Here is a 12,356-nt window from a genome sequence, read left to right as displayed (position 1 = left end):
CAGCGCGCCAGCAGACCGGAGCTTTGCCGTCAGGCGATGAAAGACCTTCTTTTCAATCCCAATGGGCGGATCGCGAAGCGTCGCTTCTGGCAAGGTGTCGTGCTTGTGACCGTCGTGGCGGTGATCAAGCGCGGTATGGAAATCAAGCTGCCGGGCGCGATGGATAATGGGCTCGGCATCATTGCCCTGCTGCTGACCGTCGGGCTGGTCTACGCAAATATCTGCATCTTTGCAAAACGCTTCCACGATGCTGGCACGAGTGGCTGGTGGATCATCGCGGTCTGGTTCGCGAAGTTTTTCACCTTCATCATCATGTTCGCCCTGTTCGGTGGCCTGTTCCTCGGCAGCGAGGGGACCGCGCTGCTTGAAGCGGTGATGGAAGGCTGGGCGACAGCTGACGAAGCGCAGCTGACACAGGCGTCCCGCCGGCTCGTCGATCTGCTCTTCCCCCTGATCATCCTGTCTTATGTGGTGAATGGCGTGCTGGCGGCGCTTGTCGTCGGCAGCCTGCCAAGCGATCCGGCCGCCAATATTCATGGCCCGCCCCCCGGGGATGGACCCGAGACATTCAACTGATATTTTTCTTATCGTTTATTGATAAATACAAATCTGGCGATATAAGCGTTTATCGATAAGACGCGAAAGCCAATCCGAATGTCAGATACGACCGAGACTGCAATCGACCCAAAGCGCCCGTGGCTGACGGATGAGCGTGAGCTGCCAGAGCGCATGAACTGGCTGCAGACCCTGTTCGACCCGACGGGGGAGACGCCGCGTCTTCACTTCACGCGGGCCTGGACCCTGTTGTTCACGCTGCAGGCAATGATCATCGTCGTGCCTTTCACGATTGCGCTTGTGCTCAACCTGGCGGGCGGTGATGGCAGCAGCGTTTCGACCTTTGGCACCTATGCAACACCGATCGTCTTCATCGTGACGACTCTGATGTCCTACGTGATCCATTCGCGGCGCCTGAGCGATGCGGGCAAGTCGCCGTTGCTGGCGATCCTGCCTCTGGTGCCGCTCATCATCGGATGCGCGCTTTTCGTCACGACGGCGCAGGGGTCTTCAAAGAGCTATGACAAGCAGTTCGAGATGCGCCAGGATTATCTCGCAGACCCTGATGCGTTCCGTGAGCGCCAGCGTGCAGAACGCGAAGCTGCGCAAGCAAGGGCCGAAGCTGAAGGCGGCGGAGAGCAGGCGCAGCAACAGCAGCAGCGCGGCCGCGGTGGTCCTCCCGGTGGTCGCGGCGGCATGAATCTTGACCGGCCGATGGACCCGAAGACCGAGGTGGTGCTGAAAGCCGCTGCGCCTATGATCCAGATGGTCGTCATCCCGCTGAGTGGACTTCTCGCGATCTGGAGCCTGATGTGGGTCGCGCGGGTGCCTTACTTTGGCAACTATCCGCCAAATGGTGGCCAGTCATGGCCAGCAGCCGACCGGCGGCCTTACGCGTCCTGATCGCGAAGTGGGGCAGGGGCGTCTTCCAGTTCAGACAGGAAGACGTCGCGAAAAGCCTTCTTCAGCGCAACATCGGCATCATCCATCGTGACCGGCAGACCGAGGTCGACAAGACTGGTGACGCCGAGGCCATCATCTGTGATCCCGCATGGCGTGATGCCTTCAAAATGGGTGAGATCAGGTTCGACGTTCAGGCTGATGCCGTGAAAGCTGACCCACCTCTTCAGGCGCAGGCCAATAGCAGCGATCTTGTCTTCGCGCACCGGGGCGCCGGGCGATGAACGGTCAACCCAGACCCCAACACGGCCGCAGCGGACCTCACCCTTCACATTGAACTCTTCCAGTGCGCCGATGACCCAGGCTTCGAGCTTGGCGACGAAGTCACGCACATCGCGGCCACGCGCGGCGACATCGAGCATGACATAGGCGACCCGCTGGCCGGGGCCGTGATAGGTGTACTGGCCGCCGCGGCTCGTCTCATGGACGGGAAAGCGATTCGCATCCTTGAGGTCATGCGGCTTGGCACTGGTGCCGGCCGTGTAGAGCGGGGGATGCTCTAGTAGCCAGACAAGTTCGGGCGCACCTTCATCGCGGATTGCCCTGACACGGCGCTCCATAAAGGCGATTGCGGCTTCATAACTGACCGGCTTGTCGCTGACGGCCCATTCAACTGCAGGAAAATCTGTCATTTCGCGCATATAGAGGTGCATGCGGGGCTTCACAAAGCTTCTTTGCGCACTTATACCGCGCGGACTTCCCGTAGGGATCCAGTGCGGTCGTGGCGGAACTGGTAGACGCGCAGCGTTGAGGTCGCTGTGGAGCAATCCGTGGAGGTTCGAGTCCTCTCGACCGCACCATTCCTGGGGAAGACAGGCAGCTAGGGCGCCAAAGCCGTCCGGAACGATGGAGAGGCCCCATGTCCGATCTGCCGCAAACCAGCCAGACAGATACATCAGACGAGCCCGGACGCGAGGCACACCTCGACTATGTCCAGGATGTGCGCGATGCCGTGTGGGACCGCGACGCCCGCTGGCTGGCCCGGCTTCTGGGGCGCCTCCACCCGGCTGATGCTGCCGACCTTCTCGAACAGCTGTCTGGCGATGACTTCGCTGCCTGCGTGGATCTGCTTGGCGGTCAGCTGCCGACCAGCATCATCATCGAGCTGCGCGACGAGTACCGCGAGGAGGCTGTCGAAGTCCTTCCCGATGACGCTGTGGCGGCCGTGTTGGGTGAGCTTGATTCAGATGACGTCACCACGATCCTCGAAGACCTTGAGGAAGAGCGCCGTGAACGCATCCTTGAGGAACTGGCGCCAGAAGACCGTGCCTCGCTCGAGCAGGGCTTTGCCTATGAGGAAGAGACCGCTGGCCGTCTCATGCAGCGCGAATATTTCGCCGCGCCTGAGTTCTGGACAGTGGGGCACACCATCGATCATGCGCGTGAGCATGCTGATGACCTGCCTGCTGAATTCTTTGAAGTTTACGTCATCGACCCAGCGCACAAGCTGAAAGGCCAGGTGCCGCTGGCAACGCTGCTGCGCACGCCGCGCGACGTGAACCTGTCCGACATCATGGAAGAGGTGGAGTCTGACATTCGGGTCGAGATGGACCAGGAAGAAGCTGCCTACCAATTCCAGAAATATTCGCTCGCCTCGGCGCCGGTCACCGATGACAATGGCCGCCTGATCGGCATGCTCACCGTAGACGACGTCGTCGATGTCATTCAGGAAGAAAACACTGAAGACCTTCTGGCGCTGTCAGGCGTCAACGCGGCCGACGGCTCTGACACGGTGCTCGACTCGGTGAAGTCGCGTGCGCCGTGGCTGGCGGTGAACCTCGTGACGGCGTTCATCGCCTCGGCGATCATCGCCATCTTCGAAGGCGTCCTCGATCAGGTCGTTCAGCTTGCCATCCTGATGCCGGTCGTCGCGGCGCTTGGCGGCAATGCCGGCAGCCAGGGGCTGGCCGTTGCGGTGCGGGCTATTGCCGAGCGTGAGATGGAAGGGGATGCTGGTCGCCGGGCAATCCTGCGCGAAACACTGACCGGGCTTGTGAATGGCGTGATCTTTGCGATCGGCGTGGGCATCATCGCCTTTGTCTGGTTCAGGAGCCTGGAACTCAGCCTGACAATCTCTGTCGCCATGTTCGCGACCTTCATCTGGGCAGGCTTTTCAGGCATTGTTGTGCCGCTGACCTTGAAGCGCGCAGGCGCAGACCCTGCAGTTGCCTCCTCGGTCTTCGTACTGACACTTACAGATATTATGGCATTCTTCAGCTTCCTCGGCCTTGCGACCCTGATCCTGGTTTAAGGCAGCTGCGTCAGGCCACCCGGCCTGCGACTTGCAGTGTCAGAACGCATTGTATCGGTTTGGAGCAATTTACTGTGTCAGAACTTCGTACATCAGACGCGGGTCTCAAGCTCATCATGGCGTATGAGGGGTTTCGTTCAGACTCCCGCAAACTGCCGGACGGGCGCTGGGTGATTGGCTATGGCCACACCAAAGCAGCGCGTGAAGGACTGCAGATTACCGAAACCGAAGCCAAGGCTATTCTGTCAGAGTTTGACCTGCCGCCGATCGAAGAAGCGCTTAACCAGCTGCTGCTCGTACCGGTGTCGCAGAATGAATTCGACGCGCTTGTTTCGTTCGCTTTCAATATCGGTCTGACGCAATTCGAAAGCTCTGACGTTTTGGCCAGCATCAATGCAGGCAACAAGCTGAAAGCGGCCTGGGCGATGGAGAGCTGGCGCAAGGCCCGCGTCGGCCAGCGCGATATGGTCGTTGATCCGCTGGTTCGTCGCCGCGCCGATGAAAAGGCACTGTTCCTGAAAATCGACGGACCTGTTCCGCACGCATCGAGCAGCCACTTCCGTCCACTCGTCGATATCGAAGAAACAGACCGCTACCGCAAGCAGGTGCAAATGGCGTTTCAGGTTCCGGGCAATCCGGCCAACGACCAGATCGACGAAGAGATCTCCACCGAAGCTGCTGCGCGCCACGTCAAGGATCGGCTCACCCGCATCCTCGGCGAAGAAGAAGAGCAGGGCGATGCCGAAACGGCAGAGCTCGAAACCGATCTCGACACCGCGCGCGAGGATGACGAGAAAAGCGTCGATGATATCCGCGCCGCCGTCTCTGCCCTCGCTGGCACAGCCGCAGCCGAGCGCGACGTCGAAGGCGACCTGGGAGTCGAGGAAGACGCTTCGGACGAACAGGACGCTGAGCCTGAAGCCGAGGAAGTTGAGGCTGAAGACGAGCAGAAGCCAGCCTACACGATTAGCGCCGCGAACGATGTCGATGACGAGCCTGTAGAAAAAGCGCCAGAAGCGAAAACCTCGCCTTTCGATCTTATTGTGCCTCCATCGGCGCAAATCGAGACCGAAGAGCGCGAAGAGGCTGCGCCTGCCGCAAATGAAGCCGCCGATGAGAGCAGCCCTTCCGATGACGACGCCATTGAGGCTGAAGAAGTCACGGCCAGCGCCGAAGAAACGACCGAGAGCGAAGAGAGCGATCAGCCAGAAACTGAGCGCCGCGTCGAGACGCTTGAAACCGAAGACTTCGACATCGTATCCGAACCGCTCACGATCGAAGACATGGATGATGTCGAAGAGGGCGAATACAAGGACGAGCTTGGCCGCATCCTGATTGATGATCTTCGCCCGTCCGATGTCTGGCTGTCAGAAGGCCATGAAGAGGATGGCGAGACCAAGGAAGGCCCGCTCGAGACGATGCTTTTCGGTGTGCTGGCTCTCGTGGGTGCGGGCCTGTTCACCTACGGCGGAGCGGGCGAGTTCGGCTGGTTCGGCATGGAGCGTCAGGATGACACAGAGCTGCTGGCCTACCTGCCGCCTTTCCTGATGCTGCTCGGCGGTCTGGTCTTCGTCGTGATGGCCTACTACTGCTTCAAGGCAATCTTCCCGGGCAAGAAGAAGGAAGGCTAAGCGCCTTCAAAGGGCATTCGTCGCATTGGCAATCTAGGCAATCTTGGCTACATCATCGCCATGATCCCGAACACATATCCTACGCTGAACTTCGATCTTGGCGAAACCGCCGACATGATCCGCGATACGGTGAAAAGTTTTGCCGCTGATCACGTCGCTCCGCTGGCTGCAGAAATTGACCGCACTGACGTCTTTCCGCGCCATCTCCTCCCGAAAATGGGTGAACTTGGCCTTCTCGGCATCACTGTCGAGGAAGAGTGGGGCGGTAGCGGCCTTGGCTATCTCGAACACGTCGTTGCGATGGAAGAGATTTCGCGCGCGTCGGCTTCGGTTGGCCTTTCCTACGGCGCGCACTCGAACCTTTGCGTGAACCAGCTTCGCCGCTGGGGCAATGAAGACCAGAAGAAGCGCTACCTGGAAAAGCTCGTCACCGGTGAGCACCTTGGCGGCCTCGCAATGTCTGAGAGCGGGGCTGGCTCTGACGTCGTGTCGATGAAGCTCAAGGCCGAGAAGAAGGGCGACCGCTACATCCTCAATGGCTCGAAGATGTGGATCACCAATTCGCCGGATGCCGACACGCTGATCGTCTATGCGAAGACAGAGCCTGAGAAGAAGTCACGCGGCATCACCGCCTTCATCATTGAGCGCGGCATGAAAGGTTTCTCGGTCGCCCAGAAACTCGACAAGCTTGGCATGCGCGGGTCTGAGACCGGCGAACTGGTCTTTGAAGACTGCGAAGTTCCCGAAGAGAACATTATGGGCCCGCTGAATGGCGGCGTCGAAGTGCTGATGAGTGGTCTCGATTATGAGCGTGCTGTCCTCTCAGCTGGCCCGACCGGTATCATGCAAGCCTGTATGGACGTCGTGATCCCTTACATTCACGACCGCAAGCAGTTCGGCCAATCCATTGGTGAATTCCAGCTCGTCCAGGGCAAGATCGCCGACATGTATGTTCAGATGAATGCGGCCAAGGCCTATGTCTACACCGTCGCAAAAGCCTGCGACCGGGGCGAGACGGCACGCAAGGATGCGGCTGGCGCGATCCTATATGCGGCTGAAACGGCCACCAAGCTTGCGCTCGATGCCATCCAGCTGCTCGGTGGCAATGGCTATATCAATGAGTACCCAACCGGTCGTCTGCTGCGCGATGCGAAGCTCTATGAGATCGGGGCAGGGACGTCAGAAATCCGCCGCTGGCTGATCGGGCGCGAGCTGTTCGGCGAAACGTCTTAATGGTCTTGGGCGGCGACTAGATCGCCGCCTGCAGCCGCTCGTCCGATGTTTGAATGCTGAGCACCTGTCCCATCGCGGTGACAAGAGAGCGCTCATCAATCGGCTTCGAGACATAGCCATCAAAGCCCATGCCGAGATAGCGCTCGCGGTCACCTGCCATAGAGTCGGCGGTCAGTGCGAGGACGGGAATAAGCCGGTTCGGGCTTGCTGACATGCGAAGGCGGCGGAAGGCTTCAGCGCCGTCGAGGCCCGGCATGTGAATGTCCATGAGCACGATGTCAAAAGGCTGATGGCTAAGTTTGTCGAGCGCTTCGTTCCCATCATTCGCCAGCGTAACTTCGACATCGTAATGCTCAAGGAAGGTCTTCGCGACACGCAGATTGATCGCATTGTCATCCACGACAAGCGCGCGGCAGCCAGACAGGCTGGTGCGGGGGCGGGGCTCTCGGATTTGTACCGTCTTGGTCGTCTGCGAACTATATGGGGTGGAGACATCCTGAGCCGAGAAGCTGAGCGTGAAGACAGACCCGCGCCCTTGCTGGCTGACGACAGTCACATCTCCGCCCATCATGCGGGCAAGCTTTCGCGTGATGGAGAGGCCAAGTCCGGTGCCACCGAATTTGCGTGTTGTTGAACCGTCTTCCTGCGAGAAGCTTTCGAAAATCCGATCCAGCTTGTCAGGGGCGATTCCGCAGCCCGTATCAGATACGTGAATGGTCACGCGCTGGGTCTCATCATCGTCGCCCGGTGTGCTGGACACGACGATCATCACTTCGCCCTGTTCAGTGAACTTGATCGCATTGGAGATGAGGTTGCCAACGCATTGGCGCAGACGAACCGGGTCGAAGATGAGGCTGGACGGCACGTCGGGATGGACGAACAGTTTCAGCTTGATGCCCTTTTCCTCGGCAAGGGCCTCATGAAGTTTGAACAGACTGCTCAACTTGTGCCGAAGGTCGCTGGCCACCGGCGTGATGTCGAGTTTGCCAGCTTCGATCTTTGAAAGGTCGAGAATGTCGTTCAACAGGACCATCAAGGCCCGGCCGGAATCAAGAATGATGGATACCTGCTCACGCTGAACCCCGCTCAGGTCGCTGTGCACAAGCGTCTGCGCCATGCCAAGGACGCCGTTGAGGGGCGTGCGGATCTCGTGGCTCATATTGGCCAGGAATTCGGACTTCATGCGGGTCGCCTGTTCGGCCCGGTGCAAGGCGTCACGAAGTTCATGAGCCTTCCTGCGTTCTTCGCGTACGTCCTGGATGTGAAGAATGTAGACTGGCTTGGTTTCTCCGGGCAGAAACGCATTGTTGAGCGCGATAGAGACCCGAATGCGTTCACCGGCAGGGGTCAGCATTTCGCCGTCGGAAATGTGACGCACCACTTCGCCGCTTGCGATCTTTTGCTGCAGCTCCTGGCTGCGTTGCGCTTGGCCGGGGCCCATCAGGAGATCGACGTGCTGGCCAGCGACGTCGTCGAAAGTACGGCCAGAAATCTCTTCCAGGGCGGGGTTCATATAGAGGAGCGCGCCGTCATGGGCGGCGATAGCTACGCCGTGGAGGGCCCGGTCGCAGGCGAGGCGCAAAAGTTCTGCCTGCTCCTGAGCGGCATCGCGCTCTTTTGCGATGTCAGTGATCTCGTGAGAACAACACAACACGCCCCGTTCGGTCGGAATAAGGCTGGTCTTCATGACCTTGTTCAGCATTTTCGCGGCGCGGCCCTGCTGGGTCACGAGAGACCCGGGCTGGCCGGTCTCCAGGCATTCCAGAACGGCCTTCACCATTTCGGATTCGCGATAGGACGGGTCGAATTCGAATATGCGCATGCCCACGACGCTTCCGCCGCCCGGCAAGATCGACGCGTTCATGAGGTCGTTGGCGTCGATCCATTCAAGGTCGATGATCTCTCCGCTTTCGTCGCGCACCGCCGCTGTCTCACAAACGAGAATTGGGAGTTTGTCGAAAATGCTCGAGCGCATGGCCACCCCGGCGTGTGTTGGTTTGAGACATTACCTGTGCGTAAGCATTGCGGCGTGAGGTTTAACAATGAGTTGACCAACCTGTAGCAGGCATTGGGGTTCTGGCGGACTGGTCTTGTTTGAGGCAGACGGATGCCCAAGCCTTTCGCAACTGACACATTGTCGTCGGGAACACGCGCTATAGTTGTTGGTTAGACCAAGGTTGCATGCCGAAAGGAGCACGCCATGCTTTCAGCAAGCCCTCTAGGCGTATCAATGGGTGAGAAAGAGCTCCTGCAGGCGTATGAGCGCGTGCGGTCCTACTCCAGAGACCTTGCCGCGCCGCTGTCCGATGCCGACGCGACCGTCCAGTCTATGGAGGATGCGAGCCCCGCCAAATGGCACCTCGCGCATGTGACCTGGTTCTTTGAGTGCTTTGTGCTGAAGCCGCACCTGCCGGGGTATGCGGTCTTCGACGAGGCATTCGAATACCTCTTCAATTCGTATTACGACGCTGTTGGTGAGCGCCATCCGCGCCCGCGCAGGGGCATGCTGACGCGGCCGACGCTGGAACAGGTCATGTCCTTCCGCGCGCATGTAGATCAGGGCATGGCGGAACTTCTATCAGGCGACCCGGCGCCAGAGGTGATCGAGCTCGTTACGCTTGGCCTGCACCATGAGCAGCAGCATCAGGAGCTGTTCCTCACCGACATCCTGCACCTGTTCAGCCAGAACCCGCTGAAACCAGCTTACCGGCCGTCTGAGCCGCGCCTTATGGAAGGCAGCGCAAAGCCGCTCGACTGGCACCGATTTGAGGGCGGCCTTGTCGAGATCGGTCATGAGGGCGAAGGCTTCCACTATGATTGCGAGGGGCCGCGCCACAAACAGTTTTTGGAGCCGTTCGAGCTTGCCGGACGCGCCGTCACGAATGCGGAGTGGATCGCATTCATTGAAGCTGGCGGCTATGAGGCGCCGGGTCACTGGCTTTCTGATGGCTGGGCCTGCGTCCAGTCGAATGGCTGGAAGGCGCCGCTCTACTGGCACCGCAAGGACGGCGCCTGGTGGACGATGACGCTGCGGGGTGCGCAGCCCGTCGACCTGGAAGCGCCTGTCACACATGTCAGTTTCTATGAGGCGGATGCCTATGCCAGCTGGGCGGGCGCACGCCTGCCCACAGAGGCAGAATGGGAAGTGGCCGCTGAAGGTTATGACCTTGGCGGCAATGACGCCGGAACTGGGCGCCTTAGTCCGGCCATGCAGACCGGCGAAGGCCTGGGCGGTCTTTTCGGCGATGTATGGGAATGGACGGGCAGTTCATTCCTTCCCTATCCGGGCTTCAAGGCACCCGAAGGCGCGGTTGGCGAATACAATGGCAAGTTCATGAGCGGCCAGATGGTGCTGCGCGGCGGCTCCTGCGTGACGCCGCCAGACCACATCCGCCCGACCTACCGAAACTTCTTTCACCCCGACAAGCGCTGGCAGTTCTGCGGCGTCAGACTGGCAAGGAATGCATAATGGACGGCTCTGGAATTGACCCATTTCTGCAGGATGTCCTCACGGGCCTTGCGCGCGACCAGAAATCGATACCGAGCCGCTGGCTCTACGATGCGCGCGGCTCTCGCCTGTTCGATGACATCACTGAGCTGGACGAGTACTATCCGACGCGGACGGAGCTCACGATCTTGAATGAGCACGCAGGCGCCATGGCAGACGCCATCGGACCTGACGCTGTCATCGTGGAATATGGCGCGGGCAGCCTCGTAAAGGTGCGCATCCTGCTCGACGCGCTCGAGCGGCCGAAGGCGTTCGTTCCGGTTGATATCTCATCCGAGCATCTGAAGGGTGCAGCGGACGAGCTGAAAGCGGCTTATGGCGATCTGGACGTCTATCCGGTGGCGGCCGACTTCATGGACACCAACCTTGGCAGCAACCTCCCCAATGGCGGTGGCCGCCGTGCAGGCTTCTTCCCAGGCTCGACCATGGGCAATCTGCTCGACAAGGATATCGACAGCTTCCTGCGGACGGCGCGTGAGGACCTTGGCGATGGCTCCTGTTTCATCATTGGCCTCGATCAGCCGAAATCGCCTGACATCCTGGTGCCCGCCTATGATGATGCGAAGGGTGTGACCGCCGACTTCAATCTGAACCTGCTGCGCCGGATCAACCGTGAACTTGGCGGCAATTTCGATCTGACCAGCTTTGAGCACGAAGCGCGCTGGAATAGCGCTGACAGCCGCATCGAGATGCACCTTCGCAGCGTGAAGGCGCAAAGCGTCGAGGTCGCTGGGCGGACGTTCGAGTTCGAGGAAGGCGAGACGATCCATACCGAAAATTCTCGCAAGATTGCCCTCGACCGGTTTGCGCGAATGGCGGAAAGTGCTGGCTGGGAGCTGACCCGCAAATGGACGGACGCCGAAGGCCTTTTCGCCGTCATCCTGCTTGAGGCAAGCTGAGCAGGTCGCCCCTTGGAGGGAGGGCCTGATGAATATCGAAAGCTATAATCACTTCTGCGGCGCGCTCGCCCACACCACGCATGTGGTGCAGTGGGGTGGTAGTCATGTCTGGAAGATTGGCGGCAAGGTCTTTGCCATTGCGGGCGAGGACAAGCATGGCAGTTTTCGCTGCAGCTTCAAGGTCTCAGAGCTCGCCTTTGATATCCTGAAAGAACAGCCCGGCTGCCAGGGCGCGCCGCATCTTGCCTCACGAGGTATGAAGTGGATCCAGCGCTTCTCTGATGAAGCCGTCGATGATGAGGCGCTGAAAGACTATCTGCGCGAGAGCTATCGGCTGGTCTCGCTTGGCCTCACCAAGAAGCTGCAGCGAGAGCTTGGCCTGAACCAGTCGTGACGCCGCACCTGGCGGAACCTCACCCCTGACGTCCCGTTGCTTTTTCAAGAGATTGAAAGTGGCAAGAAAGGACCATCATGACCCTGACAACCAAGCATTTCGGCGTTGATATCCCTGCAATCGGGTTCGGGACCTGGAAGCTCAAAGGTGAGACGGCGCAGGAATGCGTCTCAAAGGCTATCGAGGCAGGCTACCGGATGATCGATACGGCGCAGGCCTATGAGAATGAGAAGGATGTCGGCCGGGGGATCGCTGATGCCCAGCTGCCGCGAGAAGACCTCTGGGTGACCACAAAGGTCTGGATGTCCGAATACAAGGATGGCGACCTTCAGAAGTCAGTTGAGAAGAGCGTGAGCAAACTCGGCACCGACTATGTCGACCTGATCCTGCTGCACTGGCCGAATGACGACGTCCCGCTGGAGGAAAGCCTCGGCGCACTGAACGAGGTTCGCGACAAGGGGCTGGCAAAGAATATCGGCGTGTCGAACTTTACGGTGGATCAGCTGGGGAAGGCCGTGAAGCTGTCCAAGGCACCCATCATCACCAATCAGGTCGAATACCATCCCTTCATCGACCAGACCCCGGTGCTCGAAGCGGCGCACGCCATTGGCACGTCCGTGACTGCCTATTCGCCACTCGCACAGGGACAGGTCTTCGACAGCGACATCCTGAAAGAGATTGGCGAGGCGCATGGCAAGACGCCAGCGCAAGTCGTGATCCGCTGGTTCACACAGCAGCCGGGCGTAATCACCATTCCGCGCTCTTCATCGCCAGAGCATCTGCGTCAGAACAATGATGTGCGTGACTTTGAACTGACCGCCGAAGAGATGGGCCGGATCACGGCGCTGAAGGCGAAAAATCAGCGGCTGATCAACCCAAGCTGGGCACCCGAATGGGATAAGGCGGCCTAGTCGCCACGGACCGA

The 12,356-nt window shown here is 59.6% G+C and carries 11 protein-coding genes and 1 tRNA gene; 10 read left to right on the top strand and 2 right to left on the bottom strand.

Annotation, left to right across the window (positions count from 1 at the left end; translation table 11 throughout):
- Nucleotides 1–36: 36 nt before the first annotated feature.
- The gene (locus D1222_RS01095) at nt 37–576 is read left to right on the top strand and encodes a DUF805 domain-containing protein (protein ID WP_182481827.1); all 540 of its coding nucleotides are present in this window, start codon (nt 37–39) and stop codon (nt 574–576) included.
- Between the two features lie 78 nt (nt 577–654).
- Nucleotides 655–1,458 (top strand): DUF805 domain-containing protein, encoded by an 804-nt coding sequence (locus D1222_RS01090; RefSeq protein ID WP_119452395.1) that lies wholly within the window; start codon nt 655–657, stop codon nt 1,456–1,458.
- Here the strand turns inward: D1222_RS01090 and lipB are convergent.
- The gene (lipB, locus tag D1222_RS01085) at nt 1,446–2,168 is read right to left on the bottom strand and encodes a lipoyl(octanoyl) transferase LipB (protein ID WP_233348454.1); all 723 of its coding nucleotides are present in this window, start codon (nt 2,166–2,168) and stop codon (nt 1,446–1,448) included. The genes D1222_RS01090 and lipB overlap by 13 nt on opposite strands.
- A 62-nt stretch (nt 2,169–2,230) precedes the next feature.
- Between lipB and D1222_RS01080 the strand changes: the two genes are divergently transcribed.
- From D1222_RS01080 to D1222_RS01065, 4 genes are all read left to right on the top strand, one after another.
- Nucleotides 2,231–2,315 (top strand) — tRNA-Leu (locus D1222_RS01080).
- Between the two features lie 59 nt (nt 2,316–2,374).
- A complete protein-coding gene (mgtE, locus tag D1222_RS01075) occupies nt 2,375–3,766 on the top strand; it encodes a magnesium transporter (protein WP_119452394.1) in 1,392 nt (463 codons plus the stop codon).
- Between the two features lie 74 nt (nt 3,767–3,840).
- A complete protein-coding gene (locus D1222_RS01070; RefSeq protein ID WP_147371791.1) occupies nt 3,841–5,397 on the top strand; it encodes a lysozyme in 1,557 nt (518 codons plus the stop codon).
- A gap of 60 nt (nt 5,398–5,457) precedes the next feature.
- Nucleotides 5,458–6,630 (top strand): isovaleryl-CoA dehydrogenase, encoded by a 1,173-nt coding sequence (locus D1222_RS01065; RefSeq protein WP_119452392.1) that lies wholly within the window; start codon nt 5,458–5,460, stop codon nt 6,628–6,630.
- 16 nt (nt 6,631–6,646) lie between these two features.
- Here D1222_RS01065 and D1222_RS01060 read toward each other — a convergent pair whose 3' ends face one another.
- Nucleotides 6,647–8,605 carry an ATP-binding protein gene (locus D1222_RS01060; RefSeq protein WP_119452391.1) on the bottom strand — a complete coding sequence of 653 codons (1,959 nt, stop codon included), beginning with the start codon at nt 8,603–8,605 and terminating at the stop codon, nt 6,647–6,649.
- Nucleotides 8,606–8,830: 225 nt separating this feature from the next.
- On the opposite strand from D1222_RS01060, the gene egtB reads away from it, so the two are divergent.
- The 4 genes from egtB to D1222_RS01040 all read left to right on the top strand — a co-directional run bounded on the left by egtB (nt 8,831) and on the right by D1222_RS01040 (nt 12,342).
- Complete coding sequence (egtB, locus tag D1222_RS01055) at nt 8,831–10,099, top strand: ergothioneine biosynthesis protein EgtB (RefSeq protein ID WP_119452390.1); 1,269 nt, start codon at nt 8,831–8,833, stop codon at nt 10,097–10,099.
- A complete protein-coding gene (gene egtD / locus D1222_RS01050; protein ID WP_119452389.1) occupies nt 10,099–11,037 on the top strand; it encodes an L-histidine N(alpha)-methyltransferase in 939 nt (312 codons plus the stop codon). The genes egtB and egtD overlap by 1 nt, the downstream gene beginning before the upstream one ends.
- A 28-nt stretch (nt 11,038–11,065) precedes the next feature.
- A complete protein-coding gene (locus tag D1222_RS01045) occupies nt 11,066–11,431 on the top strand; it encodes an MmcQ/YjbR family DNA-binding protein (RefSeq protein WP_119452388.1) in 366 nt (121 codons plus the stop codon).
- Between the two features lie 77 nt (nt 11,432–11,508).
- Nucleotides 11,509–12,342: an aldo/keto reductase gene (locus D1222_RS01040; RefSeq protein ID WP_119452387.1), complete on the top strand. Its 834-nt coding sequence runs from the start codon at nt 11,509–11,511 to the stop codon at nt 12,340–12,342.
- The last annotated feature ends 14 nt before the right edge of the window (nt 12,343–12,356 follow it).

The sequence above is a fragment of the Henriciella algicola genome, from assembly GCF_003576245.1.
Classification (GTDB): domain Bacteria; phylum Pseudomonadota; class Alphaproteobacteria; order Caulobacterales; family Hyphomonadaceae; genus Henriciella; species Henriciella algicola.
The sequence above is the reverse complement of the archived record's forward strand: the minus strand, read 5'-3'. Positions and strand labels throughout refer to the sequence as shown.